This is a genomic window from Streptomyces sp. NPDC025833 (assembly GCF_055558055.1).
Genome location: NZ_JBVHNF010000012.1, coordinates 40815 through 64110, shown reverse-complemented (window position 1 = coordinate 64110; position 23296 = coordinate 40815). Strand labels below are relative to the sequence as shown.

19 protein-coding genes are annotated in these 23296 nt (G+C 75.3%); 14 read left to right on the top strand and 5 right to left on the bottom strand.

The window, feature by feature from the left end; all coding sequences use genetic code 11:
• Positions 1-52 precede the first annotated feature (52 nt).
• Together ACZ4K2_RS22130 and fabF are read left to right on the top strand one after the other, a co-directional pair.
• Complete coding sequence (locus ACZ4K2_RS22130) at positions 53-301, top strand: acyl carrier protein (protein ID WP_467468929.1); 249 nt, start codon at positions 53-55, stop codon at positions 299-301.
• Between the two features lie 85 nt (positions 302-386).
• Positions 387-1649 (top strand): beta-ketoacyl-ACP synthase II, encoded by a 1263-nt coding sequence (fabF, locus tag ACZ4K2_RS22125; RefSeq protein WP_467468928.1) that lies wholly within the window; start codon positions 387-389, stop codon positions 1647-1649.
• A gap of 79 nt (positions 1650-1728) precedes the next feature.
• Here fabF and ACZ4K2_RS22120 read toward each other — a convergent pair whose 3' ends face one another.
• Entirely contained in the window at positions 1729-2223 is a 495-nt protein-coding gene (locus ACZ4K2_RS22120; RefSeq protein WP_467468926.1) for a DUF3145 domain-containing protein, read from the bottom strand.
• Between the two features lie 255 nt (positions 2224-2478).
• On the opposite strand from ACZ4K2_RS22120, the gene ACZ4K2_RS22115 reads away from it, so the two are divergent.
• Together ACZ4K2_RS22115 and ACZ4K2_RS22110 are read left to right on the top strand one after the other, a co-directional pair.
• On the top strand, positions 2479-3363 hold the full coding sequence (locus ACZ4K2_RS22115; protein ID WP_467468925.1) for an SGNH/GDSL hydrolase family protein: 885 nt from the start codon (positions 2479-2481) through the stop codon (positions 3361-3363).
• 411 nt (positions 3364-3774) lie between these two features.
• The gene (locus tag ACZ4K2_RS22110) at positions 3775-5019 is read left to right on the top strand and encodes a pyroglutamyl-peptidase I (protein WP_467468923.1); all 1245 of its coding nucleotides are present in this window, start codon (positions 3775-3777) and stop codon (positions 5017-5019) included.
• Here the strand turns inward: ACZ4K2_RS22110 and ACZ4K2_RS22105 are convergent.
• Together ACZ4K2_RS22105 and ACZ4K2_RS22100 are read right to left on the bottom strand one after the other, a co-directional pair.
• On the bottom strand, positions 5009-5797 hold the full coding sequence (locus tag ACZ4K2_RS22105; protein ID WP_467468922.1) for an EI24 domain-containing protein: 789 nt from the start codon (positions 5795-5797) through the stop codon (positions 5009-5011). The two genes, ACZ4K2_RS22110 and ACZ4K2_RS22105, sit on opposite strands and share 11 nt — an antisense overlap.
• 39 nt (positions 5798-5836) lie before the next feature.
• Entirely contained in the window at positions 5837-6274 is a 438-nt protein-coding gene (locus ACZ4K2_RS22100) for a MarR family winged helix-turn-helix transcriptional regulator (protein WP_467468921.1), read from the bottom strand.
• Between the two features lie 88 nt (positions 6275-6362).
• Between ACZ4K2_RS22100 and ACZ4K2_RS22095 the strand changes: the two genes are divergently transcribed.
• The gene (locus tag ACZ4K2_RS22095) at positions 6363-7361 is read left to right on the top strand and encodes an NADP-dependent oxidoreductase (protein WP_467468920.1); all 999 of its coding nucleotides are present in this window, start codon (positions 6363-6365) and stop codon (positions 7359-7361) included.
• Positions 7362-7454: 93 nt separating this feature from the next.
• The gene (locus ACZ4K2_RS22090; RefSeq protein WP_467468918.1) at positions 7455-7874 is read left to right on the top strand and encodes an organic hydroperoxide resistance protein; all 420 of its coding nucleotides are present in this window, start codon (positions 7455-7457) and stop codon (positions 7872-7874) included.
• 146 nt (positions 7875-8020) lie between these two features.
• Here the strand turns inward: ACZ4K2_RS22090 and ACZ4K2_RS22085 are convergent, their stop codons facing one another.
• A complete protein-coding gene (locus tag ACZ4K2_RS22085) occupies positions 8021-8479 on the bottom strand; it encodes an RrF2 family transcriptional regulator (RefSeq protein WP_467468916.1) in 459 nt (152 codons plus the stop codon).
• A gap of 73 nt (positions 8480-8552) precedes the next feature.
• Here ACZ4K2_RS22085 and ACZ4K2_RS22080 point away from each other — a divergent pair, with 73 nt between their 5' ends.
• From ACZ4K2_RS22080 to ACZ4K2_RS22055, 6 genes are all read left to right on the top strand, one after another.
• Positions 8553-11507, top strand: coding sequence for a beta-galactosidase (locus ACZ4K2_RS22080; protein WP_467468914.1), 2955 nt, complete (start codon positions 8553-8555; stop codon positions 11505-11507).
• 160 nt (positions 11508-11667) lie between these two features.
• The gene (locus ACZ4K2_RS22075; RefSeq protein ID WP_467468912.1) at positions 11668-12297 is read left to right on the top strand and encodes a toxin-antitoxin system, toxin component family protein; all 630 of its coding nucleotides are present in this window, start codon (positions 11668-11670) and stop codon (positions 12295-12297) included.
• The gene (locus ACZ4K2_RS22070; protein ID WP_467468911.1) at positions 12294-13568 is read left to right on the top strand and encodes an MAB_1171c family putative transporter; all 1275 of its coding nucleotides are present in this window, start codon (positions 12294-12296) and stop codon (positions 13566-13568) included. Before ACZ4K2_RS22075 ends, ACZ4K2_RS22070 begins: the two co-directional genes overlap by 4 nt.
• 367 nt (positions 13569-13935) lie before the next feature.
• Positions 13936-14532 carry a hypothetical protein gene (locus tag ACZ4K2_RS22065; RefSeq protein WP_467468909.1) on the top strand — a complete coding sequence of 199 codons (597 nt, stop codon included), beginning with the start codon at positions 13936-13938 and terminating at the stop codon, positions 14530-14532.
• A gap of 59 nt (positions 14533-14591) precedes the next feature.
• Complete coding sequence (locus tag ACZ4K2_RS22060; RefSeq protein ID WP_467468907.1) at positions 14592-15653, top strand: MerR family transcriptional regulator; 1062 nt, start codon at positions 14592-14594, stop codon at positions 15651-15653.
• A gap of 136 nt (positions 15654-15789) precedes the next feature.
• The gene (locus ACZ4K2_RS22055; RefSeq protein WP_467468905.1) at positions 15790-17235 is read left to right on the top strand and encodes an acyl-CoA synthetase; all 1446 of its coding nucleotides are present in this window, start codon (positions 15790-15792) and stop codon (positions 17233-17235) included.
• A gap of 72 nt (positions 17236-17307) precedes the next feature.
• Here ACZ4K2_RS22055 and ACZ4K2_RS22050 read toward each other — a convergent pair whose 3' ends face one another.
• A complete protein-coding gene (locus tag ACZ4K2_RS22050) occupies positions 17308-20913 on the bottom strand; it encodes a S8 family serine peptidase (protein ID WP_467468903.1) in 3606 nt (1201 codons plus the stop codon).
• Positions 20914-21137: 224 nt separating this feature from the next.
• On the opposite strand from ACZ4K2_RS22050, the gene ACZ4K2_RS22045 reads away from it, so the two are divergent.
• Both ACZ4K2_RS22045 and ACZ4K2_RS22040 read left to right on the top strand, forming a co-directional pair.
• Positions 21138-21551, top strand: a complete 414-nt coding sequence (locus tag ACZ4K2_RS22045; protein WP_467468901.1) for a CU044_2847 family protein — start codon at positions 21138-21140, stop codon at positions 21549-21551.
• Positions 21548-23290 carry a VMAP-C domain-containing protein gene (locus ACZ4K2_RS22040; protein WP_467468899.1) on the top strand — a complete coding sequence of 581 codons (1743 nt, stop codon included), beginning with the start codon at positions 21548-21550 and terminating at the stop codon, positions 23288-23290. The genes ACZ4K2_RS22045 and ACZ4K2_RS22040 overlap by 4 nt, the downstream gene beginning before the upstream one ends.
• The last annotated feature ends 6 nt before the right edge of the window (positions 23291-23296 follow it).

Here is a 23296-nt window from a genome sequence, read left to right as displayed (position 1 = left end):
GTCGGATACAAATGCCACAAACCCGTCTGAACATCGAAGAAGGAGCGCCAACATGGCCGCCACTCAGGCAGAGATCGTCGAGGGTCTCGCCGAGATCGTGAACGAGATCGCCGGCATCCCGGTCGAGGACGTCCAGCTGGACAAGTCCTTCACCGACGACCTGGACGTCGACTCGCTGTCCATGGTCGAGGTCGTCGTCGCCGCTGAAGAGCGCTTCGACGTGAAGATCCCGGACGAGGACGTCAAGAACCTCAAGACGGTCGGCGACGCGACCGACTACATCCTCAAGCACCAGGGCTGACCCACCCGGTAGGCCGCAGGCCGCCAGGCCCCGCCACCCGGCGGTGGCGCCGTAGAATCCCGCATCCGTTGGAGAAAGAATTCCCGTGAGCCCGACCAATCACACCGTGGTCGTCACCGGTATCGGCGCAACCACACCGCTGGGTGGCGACGCAGCCTCGTTCTGGGCGGCCCTCGTCGCCGGCACGTCCGGTGTCGGCCCCCTGGAGCAGGACTGGGCGGCCCAACTGCCGGTCCGCATCGCCGCGCAGATCGCCGTCGAGCCGGGTGAGATCATCCCCCGGCCGCAGGCACGCAAGCTGGACCGGTCCGCGCAGTTCGCGCTGATCGCGGCCCAGGAGGCGTGGAAGGACGCCGGTTTCACCGCGCGGGCCGGTGAGGACCCGTCGGTGAACCCCGACCGTCTCGGTGCGGTCATCGCCTCCGGCATCGGTGGCGTGACGACCCTCCTGGACCAGTACGACGTGCTCAAGGAGAAGGGCGTACGCCGCGTCTCCCCGCACACCGTCCCGATGCTGATGCCCAACTCCCCGGCGGCCAACGTCGGGATCGAGCTGGGTGCCCGCGCCGGTGTGCACACCCCCGTCTCGGCCTGCGCCTCGGGCGCGGAGGCCATCGGGTACGCGATCGAGATGATCCGCACCGGGCGTGCGGACGTGGTCGTGGCCGGTGGCACCGAGGCGGCCATCCACCCGCTGCCCATCGCCGCGTTCGGCAACATGATGGCGATGTCCAAGAACAACGACGACCCGCAGGGCGCCTCGCGTCCCTACGACGCCGGCCGCGACGGCTTCGTGCTCGGCGAGGGCGCCGGTGTGATCGTGCTGGAGTCCGAGGAGCACGCGAAGGCCCGCGGCGCCCGGATCTACGCCGAGGCGGTCGGCCAGGGCATCTCCGCCGACGCCCACCACATCACGCAGCCGGAGCCGTCCGGCAACGGGATCGCGCACGCGCTGCAGAACCTGCTGGACGGCTCCGACCTGAAGCCGGCCGAGATCGTGCACGTGAACGCGCACGCCACGTCCACCCCGCAGGGTGACGTCGCCGAGATCAAGGCGCTGCGGAAGGTGCTCGGCGACGACGTCGACCACATGGCGATCTCCGCGACCAAGTCGATGACCGGTCACCTGCTCGGTGGCGCGGGCGGCATCGAGACCGTCGCGTCGATCCTGGCGCTGGTGAACCGCACGGCGCCGCCCACCATCAACCTGGAGAACGTGGACCCCGAGGTCGACGCGGACGTGGTGCGCGGTGAGGCGCGGTCGCTCCCCGAGGGCCGTATCGCCGCGCTGAACGACTCGTTCGGCTTCGGCGGGCACAACGTGGTCCTGGCCTTCCGGACCCTCTGAGAACGCCGGCGAAGGGCCCCCACCGGCCGGTGGGGGCCCTTCGCCGTGTGCGGGGTGCGGGCGGGCGGGTCCGCGGGGGTCACACGACCTGGTGCAGCCAGCGCACCGGCGCGCCCTCGCCCGCGTAGCGGAAGGGCTCCAGTTCGTCGTCCCAGGGCTTGCCCAGCAGCCGGGACAGCTCGGCCTCCAGGTCGGTCTCGCCCTTCCGGCTGCGCAGCAGGGCCGCGCGGAGGCGGTCCTCGGGGATCAGGATGTCGCCGTGGATGCCGGTGACGGCGTGGAAGATGCCGAGGTCGGGGGTGCAGCTGTAGCGCTCGCCCTCCGCGGCCGGGCAGGGCTCCGCGGTGACCTCGAAGCGCAGCAGGTGCCAGCCGCGCAGGGCGGAGGCGAGCTTGGAGGCGCTGCCGGCCTCGGCCTGCCAGGAGAACTCCGAGCGCCAGGTGCCGGGGGCCGCGGGCTGCCGGATCCAGTCGAGGCTGACGCGCGTGCCGAGCACCCCGGCGATGGCCCACTCGACGTGCGGGCACAGCGCGCGCGGCGCGGAGTGCACGTACAGGACTCCACGTGTCGTCACCGGAACCTCCGGGCAGAGCGGGCAATCTTGCGGACTGGCTGGGCGGCAGTGGCACGACGGCCGCGTTGATGGCGAGGCTACCTTGCGGCGGCGCAAGGAGTGTGACGTACCGTCGGTCCCGGCGCCAGGAAACCTCCGCCATTCACCCAGGGGGACGCTTGTGCGGGGGTGTGCCGTTCCCGGGCGCCCGGCCGGGAACCCGCGCACGTTGTCATAGGGGGAGTACCGGACCGTCGGACGAGGGGAACAGCTGGGATGCGGAAGCGGAGCCACCGGGCGCGGGCCGTGCTCGCCGTCGTGGCGGCGGTGGTGCTGGGTGCGGCCGGCTGCGACGGCGGCGACGGGGCCTCGGCGCGGCCGGACGGCGGCGGGACGCACACGGTCCGGCCGCCGGTGTGGGACCGCAGCCCGGACTCGATCGCCGCGGTGGGCGACTCCATCACCCGCGGTTTCGACGCCTGCACGGTGCTGTCGGACTGCCCGGAGGCGTCGTGGGCGACCGGCGACGACGCCTCGGTGGACAGCCTGGCGATGCGGCTGCTGGGCGCCCGGGGCGCGGCGGAGCACAGCTGGAACAACGCGGTGACCGGCGCCCGCATGGCCGATCTGCCGGAGCAGATGGAGCAGGCGATCGCCCACGACCCGGAGCTGGTGACGGTGATGATCGGGGGCAACGACGCCTGCCGGTCCTCGGCGTCGGCGATGACCCCGGTGGCCGACTTCCGCGCGGACTTCGAGGAGGCCATGGCCGCGCTGCGCTCGGCGCTGCCGAGGACGCAGGTGTACGTGGCGAGCGTGCCCAACCTGAAGCGGCTGTGGTCCGAGGGCCGGGCGAACCCGCTGGGCAAGCAGGTGTGGAAGCTCGGCATCTGCCCGTCGATGCTGGCCGACGCGGACGATCTGACCGGTAGGGCGATGCTGCGCCGGGACAGCGTGCAGCAGCGGGTGGTGGCGTACAACCGGGTGCTGCGGGAGGTCTGCGCCAAGGACCGCCGCTGCCGCTTCGACGACGACGCGGTGTACGACTACCGCTTCGGCACGGACCAGCTCAGCCACTGGGACTGGTTCCACCCGAGCAAGGACGGCCAGGCCCAGCTCGCGGAGATCGCGTACCGGAGGGTCACGGCGCGCACCGCGTGAGCCGGGTCCGTCCGGGCCGTGGACGGGGCGAGCCCCGGTCCGGGGGTCAGGATCCCGGGCCGGGGCTGCTCGTGGGGCCGCCGTCCCCGGCGTGCGGGGACCGTCCCGCCCCCGACGTTAATCGGCGCGGTGCGCCCGCGGCCGGTGATCGCCCGTCCGGCGGTGATCCCGTACGAACCCTTCACAAACGGTGGCGCCGGCCTCCGGGCTGGCGTGCCCCGCTCCCGCCCGCCGGCACGGCGGCCACGAGCTCGATCTCCACCTGGGCCCCCGGCCGGAACAGCCGCGACACCTCGAAGGCCATGCTCGTCGGCGGGGTGCACGCCCCGTGGCGCGGGTGGCCGCGCCGCGCGATACTGCCGCCGTCCACCGCACCACGCGCCCCACAGCGACGGAAGGACCCGGAATCCCTTGAGCCGTATACGTTTCCGCCTCGGCGCCCTCGGCCTGGCCCTGCTGACCGGCCTGTCCGCCCCCACGGCCGCGGCCCGTGCCGTTCCGGCGGCCCCCTCCCCCACCGTCGAGGAGCAGCGGCTCGACGGGCCCGTGCCGCGGGAGATCCTCCGGCGCTCCGGATTCGACGGCGCGGCCCGGGACTTCGGGCGGGCGCTGGCGGGGGCGCACTCCTACGCGCGGGCCCTCGGCGTCGTCGGCCGGGACGGCTCGGCGCTGTGGCGGCGGGCCGTGGACCGGGCGCAGGGGCGGGGGCCGGCCGGCGGCGACCTGAGCCGGGACGACGACCGGCCGCTGTACTGGGCGCGGTTGGCGATGACCCGCCAGGTGCGCACCTGGCGGCCGGGGTTCGCGCTGACGGACACGCGGCGCGCCGCCCTGCTGGACCGGCTGGAGCGCACCTCGCGCGGGCAGACCGACATCCGCTACCCGGCGAAGGGGCGCACGCACCGGATCCTGCTCACCGGCTTCGACCCCTTCACGCTGGACCGGGACATCCGCATCTCGAACCCGTCCGGGGCCGGCGCGCTCGCGCTGGACGGCACGGTCGTGCGGACCGCGAGGGGCCCGGCGCGCGTCGAGACCGCCGTGTTCCCGGTGCGCTGGCGGGACTTCGCCGAGGGCACGGTGGAGCGGACGCTGCGGCCGTACCTGCCGCGGGTCGACCTGTTCACCACCGTGAGCCAGGGCCGCGCCGGCCGGTTCGACGTCGAGCGCACCAACGGGGCCTGGCGCGGCGGCTTCCCGGACAACGACGGCGTCTCGCGCACGGAGACCGTCCCGGTCGCCGATCCGGCGTCGCAGCCGCAGTGGACGGTCACGACCCTGCCGTACGCCGCCGTCGCGGCCGCGCACACCGGCCGGTTCCCGGTGTACGACCACACGGAGGTGACGGAGATCCCGGCGGGCGGCACCGTGCCCGTCGTACGGCCGGACGGGCCGACCCCGGGTTCGACCGCGCGCGCCGGGGCGGGCGGCGACTACCTCTCCAACGAGATCGCCTACCGGGCCACCCTGCTGCGGGACCGGCTCGGGCTGCACGACAGGCTCCCCGGCGGGCACCTGCACACGCCGGTGCTCCGGTTCGGGCCGGGGAACACCACCGAGGTCACCGACCCCGAGTTCGTGCGGAACCGGCTGGACATCGTCGCGCAGGTGCGGGCCGTCCTGACGGTGGCGGCGGGGGCCACGCTCAGGAGGTGACCTCCTGGTCCCGCGCGGCACCGGCGTCCGCGCTCTCCTCGCCCAGCAGGTCGCGGGCGAGCAGCGTGGCGCCGGCGACCGCGCCGGGCATCAGGAACACCGCGACGAACGGCACCAGGAAGGCCAGGCCCAGGGGGGTGCCGAAGCCCCAGACCAGCGTCTTGCGGGAGCGGAGCAGGGCGAGGCGGGCGCGCAGCTCGACGCCCCGGCGCTGGAGGGCCACGGCGGCGAGTTCCTCGGTGAGGAAGAACCCGGTGACGAAGAAGCCGATCACGGGGACGACGGTCTGCCCGACGACGGGCAGGAAACCGAGGGCGAAGAGCAGCACGCCCCACACCGCGGCCCGGACCAGCACGCGCAGGCTGTCCCGGGCCGAGACCCACAGCTCGCGCCAGAGCGGGAGCTCCGACCGGGGGGCGGTGCCGTCGGGCGAGACGTCGGCGTCGACCTTCTCCGAGAGCGCCTCGTAGAAGGGCTGGCCGACCAGGAGGGTGACGGCCGTGAAGGTCAGCACGGCCAGCAGCAGGCCGAGGGCGAAGAGGACGGCGGTGAGGAACCCGCGGAACAGGCCCTGCCAGGGGCTCGCCCAGTCGTCCGCGAACGGGGTCGCCCAGGTGACGGCGGACTCGCCCCACACGGCGAGGGCGACCAGCGCCGCCGCGTAGAGCACCAGGGTTATCAGGCCGGGCAGCAGCCCGAACCCGAACTGGCGGCCGTGCCGGGCCACCCAACGCTGGCCGTCCACCAGATACCGGAAACCCACCCCTAGATCACGCATGGCCAGGACTTTACTGGCTCGGCCGGGCCGCACGGCCGCTCAGCCGGCCAGCATGCGGCGCAGCAGGTCCCGCAGGGAGCGCCGCTCCTCCTCGGACAGCCCGGCGAGCGGTTCGCGGGCGAAGTGGAGGCCCTCGCGCAGGTCCCGGGCCACCTGGCGGCCCTGCTCGGTGGCGGCGGCGACCTTCACCCGGCGGTCGGCCGGGTCGGGGCGGCGCTCCGCCAGGCCGCGGGCCTCCAGGCGGTCCACGATCCCGGTCACGTTCGACGGCTCGCACTTCAGCCTCTGGGCCAGCTTGCGCATGGGCAGCGGCTCCGCGGCGAGCAGGCTGAGGAGCCGGGCCTGCGGGCCGGTCAGGGTGTGCTCGGCCGCCGCCTCCTCGTAGTCCGCGTAGAACCGGGCCACGACGTCGCCGATCAGCTCGACGACCTCCATGGTGAGGGCGTCGGGGGGGCGGGATCTCGATGGGGTGGACATGCGCGCCAGGATACCCGGTTACTTGACATCCTGAAATATTCAGGCGCATGGTTGTTTCAGGTACTGAAGTAACTTCGAAAGGCCCCCCATGATCAACCGCGAGTGGCACCTGCTCAGCCGTCCCGTCGGCAAGCCCGTGCCCGAGGACTTCGCCCTGGTCGAGACCCCGGTCCCGGCCCCCGGCGAGGGCCAGGTGCTGGTACGGAACGAGTACCTCTCCGTCGACCCGTACATGCGCGGCCGCATGAGTGCGGCGAAGTCCTACGTCGCCCCCTTCGAACTGGGCGAGGTCATGCAGGGCGGCGCGGTCGGCGTGGTGGTCGAGTCGAACGCCGAGGGCATCGCGGCCGGCGACCACGTCCTGCACTTCCTCGGCTGGCGCGAGTACGCGGTGGTGGACGCCGCGCAGGCCGTCCCGGTGGACCCGCAGGCCGCGCCCCTGTCGGCGTACCTCGGCGTCCTCGGCATGACCGGCCTGACCGCCTACGCCGGCCTGCTGCGCACCGCCTCCTTCAAGGAGGGCGACGCGGTGTTCGTGTCGGGCGCGGCCGGCGCCGTCGGCAGCCAGGTGGGCCAGCTCGCCCGGCTCAAGGGCGCCTCCCGGGTCGTCGGCTCGGCCGGGTCCGACGAGAAGGTCCGGCTGCTGGTCGAGGAGTACGGCTTCGACGCGGCGTTCAACTACAAGAACGGCCCGGTCGCCGAGCAGTTGCGCGAGGCCGCGCCGGACGGCGTCGACGTGTACTTCGACAACGTGGGCGGGGACCACCTGGAGGCCGCCATCGGCTCCCTGAACCGCGGCGGCCGGATCGCTGTCTGCGGCATGATCTCGGTCTACAACGACACCGAGCCCGCCCCCGGTCCGCGCAACCTCGCGCGCCTCATCCAGACCCGCGGCCGGATCGAGGGCTTCCTCGTCGGCGACCACTACGACCTCCAGCCGCAGTTCGTCCGGGAGGTCGGCCCGTGGGTCGCCTCGGGCGCGCTGAAGTACCGCGAGACGGTGGCCGAGGGCATCGACAACGCCCTGGAGGCGTTCCTCGGGATGCTGCGCGGCGACAACATCGGCAAGATGGTCGTCAAGCTCTAGCCTTCACGGTTTTTTCGGTATGCGGTAACTTCTTTCCGAAACCGTCGCCGATCGTGGGCGCGAGTCGCGGCGGAACGAGGAGGAGAGAACCGCATGGCCATCACCCAGTCCGACGTCCTGTACACCGCCGTCGCCACCGCCGAGAACGGCCGCGACGGCCGGGTCACCACCGACGACGGCAAGCTCGACGTGGTCGTCAACCCGCCCAAGGAGATGGGCGGCAACGGCGCCGGAACCAACCCGGAGCAGCTCTTCGCCGCCGGGTACAGCGCCTGCTTCCAGGGGGCGCTGGGTGTCGTGGCCCGGCAGGAGGGCGCGGACATCTCCGGCTCGACGGTCACGGCCAAGGTCGGCATCGGCAAGAACGACGACGGTTTCGGGATCATCGTGGAGATCTCGGCCGCCATCCCGAACGTGGACGCGGCGACCGCCGAGAGCCTGGTCGAGAAGGCCCACCAGGTGTGCCCCTACTCGAAGGCCACGCGCGGGAACATCACCGTGACGCTCGTCTGACCTTCGTCGTCGCGCACAGCGGCAGCCGCATCCCGGGACGTGGGGTGCGGCTGCCGTCCGTCGCGGGCCCGCGAGCGCCGGCCGGGCGGGTCCCCGGCGTCGGCGGCGGGTGGGTGACGCACGGCGGGTTGACGGCGGGTCACCCGTCAGGGGTTCTCCCAGGCCGCCGGTTCCGCCGCCAGGGCGCGGGCCGGTTCGGGCAGCGCGTCCGACGCCAGGTCGGCGAGCGTGACGCCCTCCAGGATGCGGCGGACGTTGGCGCGCAGGGCGATCCACAGCGGCAGCAGGGGCCGGGCCGTGCCCGTGTAGGCCAGGTCCGTCGGGCGTTCGCCGCGCACCGACACGATCGGGCCGTCGACCGCCCGGATGACGTCCGCCACGGTGATCGAGGCCGCCTCCCGCGCCAGCCGGTAGCCGCCGCCCCCGCCCCGCCGGCTGTCCACCACCCCGGCGCGCCGCAGGTCGCCCAGGATGCCCTCCAGGAATTTATGAGGAATGTCCTGCGTGGCGGCGATTTCCTCTGCCTTCACGGGGCCGTTACCCTGCCGTACGGCCAGCTCCAGCGCCGCCCGTACCGCGTAATCCGCCCGTGCCGAGATCCTCATGGCTCCATTGTGGGGCGTGCCGCCGGAGAGAATGGCCGGACCCGCGCCCGCAAGCCCGCCCGGAGGATCCACCTTGGCGCTCAGCAGACGTACCTTCAGTGCCCTGGCCGGCTCCGCCGCGCTCGGTCTCGCCCTGGGCGGCAGCGGCGGCCCCGGGGCGTTCTCGGCGTACGCGGGCGGCAGCGCGCCGACCGGTCCGGCGCCGGGCCCGCCGGGCGCCGACGGGGTGCGGCACAGCATCGGGTACGACCGCCACTCGCTGCTCGTCGACGGGCGGCGGCTGGTGGTGTGGTCCGGCGAGATGCACCCCTTCCGGCTGCCGAGCCCGTCCCTGTGGCGCGACGTGCTGCAGAAGATGCGGGCGCACGGCTTCAACGCCGTCAGCATCTACGTGGCCTGGAACTACCACTCCCCCGCGCCCGGCCGGTACGACTTCTCCGGCGTCCGGGACCTCGACGCGTTCCTGCGCACGGCCGCCGAGACCGGGCTGTACGTCATCCTGCGGCCCGGCCCGTACATCAACGCCGAGGTCGACGGCGGCGGCTTCCCCGGCTGGCTGACCGCGACCCGGGGCACGGCCCGGACCGACGACCCGGTGTACCTGTCGCACGTCGACGAGTGGCTGACGCAGGTGAACCGGATCGTCCGCCGGCACCTGTACACGCAGGGCGGCGGCACCGTCCTGCTGTACCAGATCGAGAACGAGTACGACGCCCACACGCGGGACGCCACCGGCCGGAACTACATGGCCCACCTGTACCGCAAGGTGCGGGCCGACGGGATCGACGTCCCGCTGTTCCACAACGACAAGGGGCGCAACGGCTACTGGACCCCCGGCTCGTTCGGCACGGGCGGCGAGAAGGGCGGCTGGCTGTACGGGTTCGACGGGTACCCCTCGCCGTCCCAGCCCCCGCCGGACTGGGGGCACTACGGTCCCGGCGGGCCGAAGGGCGGGGCCACCGCCTCGCCGTCCACGCCCGGGTTCGTGCCCGAGTTCGGGGGCGGCTGGTTCGACCCCTGGGGCGGGGCCGAGTTCGACGGCAAGGGGTACGCCGAGTCGCGGCGCACCCGGGACGCGGCCTACGAGCGCCGCTTCTACCTGACCAACCTCGCCAACGGCCTCACCCTGCACAACGTGTACATGACGTTCGGCGGGACCTCGTGGGGCTGGCTGCCCGCGCCGGTCGTCTACACGTCGTACGACTACGGGGCCGCGATCGACGAGGCGCGGAACGTCACCGGCAAGATCGCCCCGATGCACCAGCTCGGCCACCTGCTCCAGCGCGTGCCCGACTTCGCCAAGCTGGACCGGGCGGCGGACGTGACGGCCCGGGGGCTGAGGGTCTACCACCTCACCAACCACGACACCGGCGCGCACGTGTACGTGGCCCGCAACGACGGCGCGGAGCCGGTCACCACCGACCTGCCGACCGCCGCCGGCCGGCTGCCGGTCACCGTGCCCGGCAAGGACGCCAGGCTGCTGGCCACCGGTCTGTCGCTGGGCAGCCGCACCCTGAAGTACTCCACCGCCCAGCCCATGCTGTGCCTGACGACGGGCCGGCGGGAGATCGCCGTGTTCACCGGGCGCCGGGACGACATGGCCGAGCTGGTGCTGAACTGCCCGGACGAACCGAACGTGGAGCGGCTGGACCCGGAGGCCGGGTGGGTCTACAACCGGGGCGAGCTGCACGTCAACGTGCCGCTGGGGCAGGGCGGGCTGACCCGGGTGCTGGTGCAGGAGGGCGGCAGCGACACCCCGATGGTGCTGCTCTTCGCCGACGACGACACCGCCGTCCGCCTGTTCCCGTACGACACCCCGTCGGGGACGCTCCTGGCGTACGGCATGACGCTGCTGCGCCACGCCGAGCTGCGGGGCTCGGAGGTCCACCTGACCGGTGACGTCACCGAGCGGGCGACCCTGGAGGTGTGGGCGCCGCGCGGCATCGACACGCTGGTGTGGAACGGGCGCCGGGTGGCCACCCGGGTCACCCGTTCCGGCAGCCTGATGACCACCGAGATGGTGCCGGACGTGCCCGAGGTGCGGCTGCCCGAGCTGGGCGGCTGGCGGATGCGGACGGAGAACCCGGAGGCGGGCCCCGGCTTCGACGACTCCGCCTGGCGGCGGGCCGACCGCACCTCGTCGTTCAGCACCACCGCGGTCCCGGGCGGCGGGCCGGTGCTGTTCGCCGACGACTACGGCTTCCACTACGGCGACGTCTGGTACCGCGGCACCCTCGACGGCACGTCCGGCGTCGAGGAGGTCTCGCTCGCCTACAGCACCGGGACCCAGGGTACGCTGATGGCGTGGCTGGACGGCGAGCCGCTGGGCACGCACCGGATGCCCGTGCCCCGCAAGGGCAGCACGGTCCGCCAGGGCACCTGGACCGCCACCGCGGCCTTCCCGGTGGCCGGCCGGCTGCGCTCCCCCGGCCGGCACGTGCTGTCCGTCCTCGTCCGGCGCATGCAGCACGACCAGGACGGCAAGGCGCTCGACACGCACAAGGCGGCCCGCGGCCTGACGGCGGTCACCTTCACCGGGGCGTCCCCCCGGGTGAGCTGGCGCATCCAGGGCGAGGGCCCCGCCGACCCGGTGCGCGGGCCGATGAACAACGGCGGCCTGTACGGCGAGCGGGAGGGCTGGCACCTGCCCGGTTTCCGGGACCGGGACTGGGAGGAGGTGTCCTTCCCGCGCGCCGCGCGGTACCAGGGCGTCACCTGGTACCGGACCACGTTCCGGCTGTCGGTGCCGGGGGACGTCGACGCGTCGGTCGGCCTGACCCTGGACGACGACCCGTACCGGGCCTACCGCGCCCAGATCTTCCTCAACGGCTGGAACCTGGGCCAGTACGTCAACGGGGTCGGCCCGCAGCACACCTTCGTCCTGCCCAACGGCATCCTGCGCACCCGGGGCACCAACACCCTCGCGCTGGCGGTGCTCTCGGAGTTCACCACGCTGTCGGGTCCCGGCTCGGCGCGCCTGACACTGCTCGGCCGGGCGACCGGCGGGGTGCGGGTGGACCCGGTCTGATCCGGTGCCCGGACCACCGGGCACCCGGGTCGTTTCCGATTGAACGACGGGCGTGCGCAGGCATGACGCGGACACGACCGGGCGCGTACCCTCGGACCACCCGTGACCGGGCCGAGGACGAGCGGACAGCCTGCGGAGGAACGCGGCAGGAGGGAGACCGATGGGCATCGCGGGCGCGCGCGGGCGGGCCGCACGGCTCGCGTCGCGGCTGCGCCGCCCCGGCTCCGGACCGGCGATGCGCTCCCTGGCCGGCGACCTCGCCGCCGCCGTCCGCGCCCGGCCGGAACCACCGGGCGGAGCCCGGGAGTTGTGCCGGGCGCTGTGCGAGGAGATGAGCGCCCTGCGCGCCGGACGGCCGGTCGAGCTGCGGTTCGAGCGGTTCCCGGACGAGATCGAGGTCACCGGACTGTGGGTCGAGTTCGCCGACTTCGACCTGGTCATCGTGGAGGAGCGGGCGGAGGCCGTACAGCAGGTCGTCATCCTCGGCCACGAGTTGTGGCACCTGCACGCCGGCCACCGGCACCACCACCCCGTCGGCGCCGCCGCGGCCCGCGCCCTCGCCGACGCGCCCGGCTGGCGGGGGGCGGCCCTCACGGTGGTCGCCCGCAACGGCTCCCGGGAGACCGACGAGGCCGAGGCCGACGACTTCGGGCACCGCCTGGCCACCCTCTTCCGGGACCACCTCGCCGGGCCCCGCACCGCCCCGCCGGACCCCGTACAGCGTTCCCTCGGCTACCGCGGCCGCGAACCCGCGCACCGGGCGCCCCGGGAAGGGGGAGCCCCGCGGTGACCCTCCCGGCGCTGGACCCCTCGGGTCTCCTCCGCCCGTTCTACATCTCCTTCTGGATCCCCACGGCCGCGCTCACCGCCGCCCTGGTGGTCAAGCTGCCGTCGATCATCCGGCTGTGGCGGGACCCGCTGCTGCGCGCGGTGGGCGGGGTGCTGCTGCTCGCCTGCGCGGTGTTCGTGTTCTGCACCCCGTCCACCATCGCCGGGGTCAACCGGCTGACCGGCGTGCCCAACCTCTCGGCGCCCTGGTGCTACTCGCTCATCACCGCGTTCTGCGGCGCCTGCCTGGCCCTCGTCATCACCTGGCGCAACGACCTGTCCGGCCGCCCGGCCGACACCCGCCGGGCGCTGCGCCGGGTGTGCGCGGCGTACTCGGCGGTGATCGTCGCCCTGTGGGCACTGTTCCTGCTCGCCGGACCGCACGAGGAGCGGGTGCGGGACCTGGACACCCACTACGCCGGCACGCCGTTCCTGCGCGAGGAGATCCTGCTCTACCTCGTCGCGCACGCCGCGGCCTGCCTGATCACCACGCGGCTGATCCGGGACTGGGTGCGCGCCGGGCGCCTGGACGCCTGGCTGCGCCGGGGCCTCACGCTGCTGGGCGCCGGGTACGCGGCGAACCTGGTCTTCGACGCGGCCAAGCTGACCGCCGTCACCGCGCGCTGGTGCGGGCGGGACCTGGACTGGCTGAGCACCGACCTCGCGCCGCCCGTCGCCGCGCTGTCCGCCATCCTGATCGCCGTCGGCTTCATCCTGCCGCACGCCGGCCAGTACCTGGACGGCCGCCGGCGGGTCCGGCTCGCCCACCGTGAACTGCGGCCCCTGTACCGGCTGCTGCGGCGGGCGAGCGGGGAGGGCGTGCCGTTCGCGCTGCGGGCCGCGCCCGAACTGCGGCTCACCCGGCGCGAGACGTTCATCCGGGACGCCCTGCTGCCGCTGGCCCGGCGCCTGGACACCGGTCTCGGCACCCGCTCGTACGACGCCGCGCTCGCGCTCGGCCACCCGCCCGAGCGGGCCCGCGCGCTGGCCGCCGCGGTGTGCGTCCTGGACGCCGTCGGGCCGGGGGACGGCTCCCCGGTGCCGCCCGGGCCGGCCGTCTGGCCCGACACCACGGGCCTGCTGCGGGAGATCGGGGCCGTCTCCCGGGCCCTCGGCCACCCCGGCGACCTGGCGGCGGTACGCGCCCGCGCGGCCGTCCCGGCGGGAGACGTCACCGCACCCCCCGAACCACGCACGCCCGCCCACGGGCCGGGCGGCCCGATCAGCCCGTGAACACCGGGCGCGCGGGGTTCTTGCCGACCGTTGGGCCGTACAGGCCGGTCAGGCTGTTCCGGTTGGTCAGGTCCGTCCCGCCGGGGGTGCGCGCTGTCCTGCTGGGCGGTCGCGTGGTCGGGTACAGCGCCCGTTCAGACCGGTCAGGGGCGTGCGATGTGCTGCGGGGCGGGCGCGTGGGCCGTCTCGACGCGGGCCCCGGCGGGGCGGGGGTTCGGGTGACGGCCGGCCCGTGAGCGCCGGGCGCGCGGGGTCCTTGCCGGCCGTGGGGCCGTGCAGCCCGTTCGGACCGGTCCGGCCGGTCAGGGCCGTCCCGGTGCGGGTCTCGGCGGGGAGCGTCCGGGGGGCCGGGCGACGGCCGGGCACCATGGGCGGCATGCGTCCCGACTTCCAGCTCGTGCTGCTGCGCCGCATGGCCGACCACAACCCAGACCTCGTCGAGGCCGCCCGGCGGCGGCTCGGCGCGTCGGCCGCCGACATGCGGGAGGCCAACAAACAGTGGCAGGCGATGGTCCGCTCACCGCGGACGCGGGGCGCCGCCGCCCGGTACCGCGCCGTCCTCGGCGAACCGGAGTCGGTCCTGCCCCGCCGCCTCGGCGACGTCGGCTGCGAGGCCCGGCGGTGGGCGCTGCCGCTCTGGCCCGACCTGCGCTTCGAGGTGCTCGTCGGACCCGACGGCGCGGTGTGGAACGAGTGGCTGGTCCGGGCGCCGGGCGCGGCCGCCCCGCGGCTGCGCACCCTGGAGGACCTGACGCCCTGGTCCTGCACGGTGGACGAGGCCGCCCGCGCCTTCGCCCCCGCCCGCCCGCTGGAGGGCACCGCCCCCACCCGGTGGGGGCTGGCCTTCACCGCGCCCGGCCGGGACGGCGCGCGGCACGAGGTGGTGGCCGAGTTCACCTGGGGGCTGCTCCAGCGCACGGCGGTCGTCGGCGGAACCGCGGGCTTCCCGCGGCGACGCGCTTGACCTTCCCCTTCGGGCAGGCCCCAGCATCGGTGGCGGACGACGAGGAACGCGAGGTGGGCATGGGGTTCCTGACTATCGGTGCCTTCGCGAAGGCCACCCGGCTGTCACCGAAGGCACTGCGGCTCTACGACGAGCTGGGGCTGCTGACGCCCGCCCGGGTCGACCCGGACACCGGCTACCGGTACTACGCCCCCGCCCAGCTCGAACCCGCCCGGCTGGTGGCCCGGCTGCGCCGGCTGGGCATGCCGCTGGCCCGGATCCGGGAGGTGTGCGCCCTGGACGCGGCGGACGCGGCCCGGGCGGTCCGGGCGTACTGGGCGCGGGTGGAGGCCGAGACCGCCGTACGGCGGGACCTCGCCGCGTTCCTCGTCGACCGGCTGACCGACGAGTCGAGAAGGGACACCGCCATCATGCTGGAACTGCGACACGCGGCCCGTACGGACCGCGGACACGTCCGCCCCGCCAACCAGGACACGGTGTACGCGGGCCGCAGGCTGCTCGCCGTCGCCGACGGCTTCGGCCCGGCCGGAGCCCCCGCGAGCAGCGCCGCCGTGGCCGCGCTGCGGGTCCTGGAGGACGGGCCGGAGCCGGCCGCGGGCGACGTGCTGAACCTCCTGGCGGACGCCGTGCGCGGGGCCGGCGCGGCCGTCCGGGGCCTCGCGGACGGCGACGCCGACGGCACCACCCTGACGGCGCTGCTGTGGACGGGCGCGCGGCTGGCCCTGGTGCACATCGGGGACTCGCGGGCCTATCTGCTGCGCGACGGCGGGCTGTTCCGCGTCACCCACGACCACAGTGTGGTGCAGTCCCTGCTCGACGAGGGCCGGCTGGCACCGGAGGAGGCCGCCGCGCACCCCCGGCGGGCGCTGCTGCTCAAGGCGCTGACCGGTGCCGAGGCGCCGGTGCCGGACCTGCGGCTGCACGAGGTCCGGCCCGGTGACCGGTACCTGCTCTGCTCCGACGGCCTGACCGCGGTCGTACCCGACGGCCGGGTCCGGCAGCTGCTCGCCGCCGCGCCCGGCCCGGACGCGGCGGCCGGCTCGCTCGTCGCCGCGGCGAACGCGGGCGGCGGCCCGGACAACGTGAGCTGCGTGGTCGCCGACGTCGTCACGGCGGCCTGACACCGGCGGCGCCCGGGCGGCCGGTCCCCGGCCCGGCGCGGGTCCCGGCGGCCGCTCTCGGAACGCCGCGCTCCTGGTGTAGGAAAGGTGCTGTCGTCCCGGCAGTCGGCACCGCCGACAGTAAGGAGTGCGCCCCGTGTCCTCTCTCTTCCCCGCCCTGGCGGGCGGTCCGGGCGAGCGGGTCGCCCTGCGGTTCGGGCCCCGGACCCTGTCCTACGGCGAACTCGGGGGCGCGGCGGGTGCCGTCGCCGCCCGGGTCGGGGAGGCGGGCCGGGTCGCCGTGTGGGCCACCCCGGAGCTGGAGACCGCCGTGGCGGTGACCGGTGTGCTGCTCGCCGGGGCGGCCGCGGTGCCGCTGAACCCGAAATCCGGTGAGAAGGAGCTGGCGCACATCCTTGCCGACAGCGCGCCCTCGCTGGTCCTCGCCGCGCCCGGTGCCGTGCTGCCACCGGTCCTCGGGGGCGTCCCCCGGATCGACGTCGACGTCGAGGCGGCCGGCACGGTCCCCGGGGAGCGGGCGGCGGACGGCGACCCCGCGCTGATCGTCTACACCTCCGGCACGACCGGTCCGCCGAAGGGCGCCGTCCTGCCCCGCCGGGCGCTCGCCACCACCCTGGACGCGCTCGCCGACGCCTGGCGGTGGACCGGGGACGACGTGCTGGTGCACGGGCTGCCGCTGTTCCACGTGCACGGGCTGGTGCTGGGCGTCCTCGGCCCGCTGCGCCGCGGCGGCTCGGTGCGGCACCTGGGCCGGTTCTCCCCCGAGGGCGTGGCCCGCGAGCTGAACTCCGGCGCGACCATGCTGTTCGGCGTGCCGACGATGTACCACCGCCTCGCCGAGGCCCTGCCGGACGATCCGGAGCTGGCCGGGGCGCTCGCGCGGGCCCGGCTGCTGGTCTCCGGCTCGGCCGCGCTGCCGGTGCACGACCACGAGCGGATCGCGGCGGCGACCGGCCGGCGCGTGATCGAGCGGTACGGCATGACGGAGACGCTGATGAACACCAGCGTGCGGGCCGACGGGGAGGCCCGGGCCGGGACGGTCGGGGTACCGCTGCCGGGCGTGGGGCTGCGGCTGGTGGAGGAGGACGGCACGGAGATCGCCGGGTACGACGGGGAGACCGTCGGCGAGATCCAGGTGCGCGGCCCGAACCTGTTCACCGAGTACCTGAACCGGCCCGACGCCACCGCCGCCGCGTTCACCGCCGACGGCTGGTTCCGCACCGGGGACATGGCGGTGCGCGAGTCCGACGGCTACGTCCGGATCGTCGGGCGCAAGGCCACCGACCTGATCAAGAGCGGCGGCTACAAGATCGGCGCGGGGGAGATCGAGAACGCGCTGCTGGAGCATCCGGGGGTGCGGGAGGCCGCGGTGACCGGGGAGCCGGACGCCGACCTGGGCGAGCGGATCGTGGCCTGGATCGTCCCGGCGGACCCCGGGGCCCCGCCGTCGGCCGGGGAACTGGCGGACCACGTGGCCCGGCGCCTCGCCCCGCACAAGCGGCCCCGCGTCGTCCGTCACCTGGACGCCCTCCCGCGCAACGACATGGGCAAGATCATGAAGCGGGCGCTGACCGGAGCCTGAGCGGCGGCTCCCCGGCGCGGGACGGCGGACCGCGCCGGGGGGCCGGGGTGTCCCGGGTGCCCTCGGGGGCGGCTACCGGACGGTGAGGGCGCGGATCGTCTCCTGGGTCACGGAGCCGCCGCGGTCGTCGTGGGCCGAGGCCCGCAGGGACACGTGGGCGGCGTCGCGGGGCACGGTCAGTGTGCCGTGGCCGCCCGCGGTCAGCGGGACCGTCCGCCAGGTCGCGCCGTCGTCGTACGACACCTCCAGCCGGGCGGCGGAGAGGGTGCCGGTGCCGGTCGCGCCCGCCACGTACCGCGCGCCGATCCCGACCGGTACCCGGTGCCCGGCGCGCACCGTGCCGGCGAGGTCGGTGGGGACGTCGTAGGAGAGGTTGACGAGCGGCAGGAGGGTCCAGCGGTCCTCCGGGGTGGCCGCCGACCGGAAGGTCCACTCGGTGTGGCCCCGCGTGGCGGGCTGCCACCGGGCGGGATCCAGGGCGGTGTCGGTGACCACCCGGTAGGTGTGCTCGTCGGCGGGCGCGTCCTCCACGTAGGCGGTGGAGCCGGTGCCGCGGTCCACGAGCGCGCCGTCCAGGTGGACGGCGATGGTCTGGGTCATCCCGCTGTCCTCGCCCCACACGTCGCCGAAGCCGGTGTGGTCGGGCCCCGAGTCGCCCCAGCCGGGGGTGTCGAACCGGATCCGGCCGCCGGCCCGCTGCTGGCCCCAGCCGAGCCCGGTGCCCAGCCACGGGTGCCACACCGGCCGGAACCAGTTCAGCTCCGGACGCGAGCCGCCCTCGTACCGCACCAGGCCGCCGCGCTCCTCCAGCGCCCCGTCGCGCGCGGTGACGGACTCGTGCCAGAGCTGGCCGGGGCCGGTGGAGACGTAGTCGGTGCGTTCGGCGGGCAGGGGGACGCGCTCCTGGAAGCCGAGGCCGATCGGGAAGGCGCCGGTGACCGAGTACCGGTACTCGCCGCCGCTCGCCGGCCGCGCCGCGTGGAACCGGACGTGTACGGCGGCCAGTTGCCGGGGGCCGGGCGCGTAGGTGAGGTCCCGGTCCGGGATCGCGCCCCGGTGGCCCTCGGACAGGTCGTACACGTACGGCGAGTCGGGGGTGCCGGTCATGTCGACCCGGCCGGCCGCGCGCAGGCGTGCCGCGTCGGCCCGGTCGACGGTGGCGATCTGCAACGGCCGGTCGGCGTTGTCGTCGGTGCCCCACCAGGCCGTCAGCCGGCCGGGCGCGTCGTCCGTCACGAACAGCGCCCTGGCGCCCGCGTCCTGGGCGGCCCGGGCCAGCGCGGCCGGGTCGGCGCCGTCGGCGAGGCGGGCGAGCACCGCCTTGCCGGCCACGCCGGTGAACGGTCCGTCGCCGACGTCGGCCAGTGCCAGCCGGGTGCGCCCGGCGAGCAGCGTGCCGCCCGCCTGCACGGTCGCCTCCCGGACGCCCCTGACCTCCAGCCTGGGCCTGGCCAGCCGCCAGACGGTCCGGTACTCGAAGGTGCCCTCGGTGACCCGCTCGGTGGGCGCGGCGAAGACGCTGTCGTAGGCCGCGGGCACCTGCACCGCGCCGAACAGGTCGGCGCCGCCGGCCCGCCGGCCGTACTCCATGAGCAACTGGTGCGTCTCCGTGGGCCGGTCCACGCGCGCCTCGACCCGGCGCAGCCGCCGGCCGTCCAGGGTGACCTCGCGGTCGCGGTCGAGGAGGATCTCCGGGGCGGCGAGGAGGCCGAGGCCGAGGGAGTCGGCGCCGTGCGCGCCGCGCACGTCGAGGAAGGAGGCCAGGCTGTACGTGCCCGGCTCCAGGCGCAGTTCGAGGGTGCCGGAGCCGCCGACGCGGGCGGGCAGGGCGTCCTCGCCCGCGGCGAGCCGCTGCACGGTGAGGTCGGCGGCCGCGGGCGTGCCGTCGCGGTCCTTCACGTGGACGGTGAGCGTGTACCGCTCCTCCTCCTTGACCAGCCCGAACACGGTGTGCGCGAGGGGCGTGCCGTCCGGCCCCGCGGCCACGATCCGCCCGCTCGTCTCGCCCACCGGCGCCTTGCCGGCGTCCCCGGTGACGGTGGTGGAGGCGGTGCCGTGGGCGGGGACGGTGAGGGCGTCCCGGGCCAGGACGGCGACGCCGTCGGGCGCGCCGCGCACCGACAGCCGCAGCGCGATCGGCCGGTCGGTCGTGTTGGTGTAGGTGACGGTCCGGGTGACCGGCTGGTCCGCGGCGTAGGGCCAGCGGTGGAAGCCGAGGTCGGCGCCGCCGGTGGCGGTGATGTCCGCCGCCACGGCGTCGGGCACGCTCACCCGCCCCGCGCCCAGGAGGTAGGCGGACGCGTCGAGCGGCCGGGAGCTGGACATGAGGGCGTCCTTGAGCCGGGCGCCGGTCCAGTCGGGGTGTTCCTCGGCGAGCAGGGCGGCCACTCCCGCGACCTGCGGGGTGGCCATGGAGGTGCCGCTCATGGAGGTGTAGTAGCCGCTGCCGGGGGTGAGTCGGGAGCGGGCGGCGAGGATGTCGACGCCGGGGGCGGAGAGGTCGGGCTTGAGGGCCTCGTCGCCGTACCGGGGTCCGGCGGAGGTGAAGTAGGCCGGCTGGTCGGCGGAGTCCACCGCGCCGACGGTGAGGGCGGCGTCGGCGGCGCCGGGCGAGCCGATGGAGGAGGGGGCGCCGGTGTTGCCCGCGGCGACGACGAAGAGCGCCCCGGTCTGCGCGGAGAGGGTGTTCACCGCCTGGGCCATCGGGTCGGTGCCGTCGCTCGGCTCCGTCGTGCCCAGACTCATGGAGACGATCCTGGCGTGCGCGTCCCGGACCGCCCACTCCATGCCGGCGATGATCTGGGACTCGCTGCCCGAGCCGCCGTCGCCGAGCACCTTGCCGACGGCGAGCGCGGCGCCGGGCGCGACGCCCTTCTCGGCCCCGCCGGAGGCGGCGCCGCTGCCGCCGACGGTGGAGGCGACGTGGGTGCCGTGCCCGTCGCGGTCGGCGACCTCCTGTCCGTCGACGAAGCTCCGGGCGGCGGTGATCCGGTCCTTCAGGTCCGGATGGCCGAGGTCGGCACCGGTGTCCAGGACGGCGACGGTGACGCCCTCGCCGGTCAGCCCGGACGCCCAGGCCGCCGGGGTGCCGATCTGGGCGTTGCTCGCGGCCAGGTCGGCGGTGACGCGCCCGTCCAGCCAGACCTTGTCGATGCCGGGCGTCCGGGTGAACGACCGCCAGAAGGCGCGTCCCCTCGCGGCTTCCACGGCGGCCCCGCGCAGGCTGGGCAGGGCGCGGGTCCGCTCGGCGCCGGCGGGGGTCGCGGTCCGGGCGTCGCGGTCGTAGGTGACGATCAGCGGCAGCCGGTCGGCGCCGGGGCCGGCGAGCCCCTGCCGGATCAGCCCGTCGACGTCGAACAGCCGCCGGTCCAGCGTGCCGGCCCGCAGGTACGGCAGCGCCTCGTCCGGTACGACGGTGAGGTGGCCGCCGCTCGACGTGGTCCGTACGGCGCCGGCGGCCCCGGGGGGCCGCCGCACGGTGACGGTTCTCCGGCCGTGACCGAGGCCGGTGACGGTCACCTCGTCGCCGGTGACGAGGGTGACGGTCGTGGGGGCGGCGGCGGTGCGGGGGTGCGTGACGACGGTCCCGCGCGCCGCCGCGGGGCCCGCCGGGAGCAGGGCGCCCAGCAGCGCCGCCGCCAGCAGTGCCGTCCCGTGTCCGACTGGTCTGGTACTCATCCGCGCCTCTTCTCGTGTGTGTCGAGCGTGCCGCGTGCTGGGACGAGTGTGATGTGCGTTTCCCCGAAGGGGAGTTGTCCGTTCCCGACGGAAGGGCGCACTGGCGGGTTCTCGCCAATCCGGGATGCGGACGGGCCACGCCCGTCCGGCGATGTGACACCGGAAGCACCGTCCGTAACATGGGAGTTGTCACACGTCACGGACGAGGGGGAGCGAGCGGCGCCATGGACGGCTTGGTGGAGTTCAGGACCGAGGACGGCGCGCTCGTCGTGGTGGAGGACGCCGGCAGCACCCGGTCGGGCGCCCGGCTCGTCTCGCGTGGCGACGGCCCCGCCCAGGCTGCGCGCACCTTCGAGGGAGCCCTGGAGGGCGTACGCGCGGCGGCGGACGCCGCGCTGCGCGTCTTCCGGGACGGCAGCCTGCGGCCCGACGCGGTGGAGATCGAGTTCGGCGTGCGGCTGTCGGCGGAGGCCGGTGCCGTCATCGCCAAGGGATCGGCGGAGGGCCACCTCGTCGTCAAGCTCGCCTGGGCGCCGGGGGCGGCCCCGGAACAGGCCCCCGCGGGCCGGGCCGCCACCGAGCCCGCGCCGGACGCCCGGGGCCAGGGGGCGCCGGATCCGGAGGCCGCCGCCCGGTGAGGAGCAGCGCCGCCTGGCACGCCCGGATCGACTGCGGCACCGAGGTGGGCGCCGGGTTCCTGGTCTCCGCCCGCCGGGTGCTCACCTGTGCCCACGTGGTCCGCCGGAGCGCCGCGGTGACCGTCACCTTCCCGCACGCCCGGGAGCTGGGCGAGCTGAACGCCTCGGTCGTCGCCCACGGCGGCTGGGCGGGCGCGGTCACCGACCCGGGCGACGTGGCCGTCCTCGAACTGGAGCGTGACGTGCCGCTCGCCCCGGCCGGGTTCGCGCCGCCCGGCGCCGCGTGCGCCGAGCCGTACCCCAAACTGGTCGCGTACGGCTTCCCCGAGGGCTACGACGAGGGCACGCTCGCCGAGTACCAGGCGGTGTCCGGCCAGTTGATCGCCGGCGAGTGGCTGGAACTGGTGGCGTGGAGCGGGTACGGGCAGCCGCTCGCGGGCGGTTTCAGCGGGGCGGCGGCGATGCTGCCGGACGGCACCGTGGCCGGCATGGTCACCGCGGCCCTGGACGCCCCGGACGTGCGCAAGGGCCGGATGCTGCCACCGGAGGTGATGGCCCGGTACTGGCCCGCGCTGGGCGAGCTGGTGCCCACCCCGGGCCACGGGGAGGACGTCCGCCGGCGGCTGCACGCCCTGCTGCGGCGGGCCGCGGCCGCATCCGGCGAGGTGGGCGATCCGAACCGGTTGTACGTGGACGCGGTGGGCGCCTTCGGACCGCCCCTGCCCCCGGGCGGCTTCCCCTCGCTGGAGGCGGCCGCCGGGTACGTGCAGTGGGAGGTGCCGGACCCCGAGGCGGTGACCCGCCTCGCCGACCGGCTCGGCGAACTGCTCGGCGCCGGACCGGCGTCCCCGGCCCCCGCGCCGCCGCCCGCCCGGCCGATGCCGCCGCAGGACCCGCCGGACCCGCCGGCCTGGTCCCCGGTCGTCGTCGAGATCGAGCACAGCGGCGCCGGTCCGGACCAGGTGACCGTGGAGGTGTCCGCGTACCGCGACGGCCGGCGCCGTCCGGTGGGCGCCGGGCGGCTGCCCCGCACCGGTGTGCGGGCCTACGTGCAGAGCCGCATCGACGAGGCCGTCGCCCATCTCGCCCCGGACGCCGACGAGCTGGTGACGTTCGTCCTGCCCCGCGAGTGGCTCAACGAGGCCGTGGCGCACTGGGAGTGCGGGGCGGACGACAGCACCCCCCTCGGCTGCGCCTACCCCCTGGTGGTGACCGACCGGGCGCGCCACCACAGCGGCCGGCTGCGCCACCAGTTGCGCAGGAAGTGGCGGCAGCTGGACCGGAGCGGCGGCGTCGAGGTGCACCGCGTGGAGTGCGGCACCCGGGAGCGGCCGCCGAGCCTGCGCAAGCGGCTGTGGGACGGCGACGCCGGACTCGCGGGTTTCGCGGCCCCGCCGACGACGGCGCGCCCGCACTTCGAGGTCGGTCTCACCGTCCCGGTGCCGGTGCTGCTGTGGTCCCGCACCGGCGGTGACTGCGCCGCGCACGGGGACGCCTCCTGCGCGGACGCCGGGTCTGGGGACCCCCCGTGCCCCGGCACCGCGTTCCTCGACCGGCTCACCGCCTCGCTCGCCGGCGTGCCGCCCGCCGAACTCCCCCGGCACGTGCTGTCCCTGCGGCTCACCGCGGACGCCGACGACGAGCCGGACCGGCACTGGGCGAGGGACCTGCAACTGCTCTGGGACGACCCGCGCTGCTTCCCTGAGCCCGCCGCCTCCCTGCACTCGCCCGTCGCCTGACCGACC

Coding starts and splice junctions, on each gene's coding strand:
- ACZ4K2_RS22130 (WP_467468929.1), top strand. CDS start 53: ATGGCCGCCACTCAGGCAGAGATCGTCGAGGGTCTCGCCGAGATCGTG.
- ACZ4K2_RS22105 (WP_467468922.1), bottom strand. CDS start 5,797: ATGCGTGATCTAGGGGTGGGTTTCCGGTATCTGGTGGACGGCCAGCGT.
- ACZ4K2_RS22115 (WP_467468925.1), top strand. CDS start 2,479: ATGCGGAAGCGGAGCCACCGGGCGCGGGCCGTGCTCGCCGTCGTGGCG.
- ACZ4K2_RS22050 (WP_467468903.1), bottom strand. CDS start 20,913: ATGAGTACCAGACCAGTCGGACACGGGACGGCACTGCTGGCGGCGGCG.
- ACZ4K2_RS22090 (WP_467468918.1), top strand. CDS start 7,455: ATGGCCATCACCCAGTCCGACGTCCTGTACACCGCCGTCGCCACCGCC.
- ACZ4K2_RS22100 (WP_467468921.1), bottom strand. CDS start 6,274: ATGTCCACCCCATCGAGATCCCGCCCCCCCGACGCCCTCACCATGGAG.
- ACZ4K2_RS22045 (WP_467468901.1), top strand. CDS start 21,138: ATGGACGGCTTGGTGGAGTTCAGGACCGAGGACGGCGCGCTCGTCGTG.
- ACZ4K2_RS22065 (WP_467468909.1), top strand. CDS start 13,936: ATGGGCGGCATGCGTCCCGACTTCCAGCTCGTGCTGCTGCGCCGCATG.
- ACZ4K2_RS22075 (WP_467468912.1), top strand. CDS start 11,668: ATGGGCATCGCGGGCGCGCGCGGGCGGGCCGCACGGCTCGCGTCGCGG.
- ACZ4K2_RS22060 (WP_467468907.1), top strand. CDS start 14,592: ATGGGGTTCCTGACTATCGGTGCCTTCGCGAAGGCCACCCGGCTGTCA.
- ACZ4K2_RS22085 (WP_467468916.1), bottom strand. CDS start 8,479: ATGAGGATCTCGGCACGGGCGGATTACGCGGTACGGGCGGCGCTGGAG.
- ACZ4K2_RS22095 (WP_467468920.1), top strand. CDS start 6,363: ATGATCAACCGCGAGTGGCACCTGCTCAGCCGTCCCGTCGGCAAGCCC.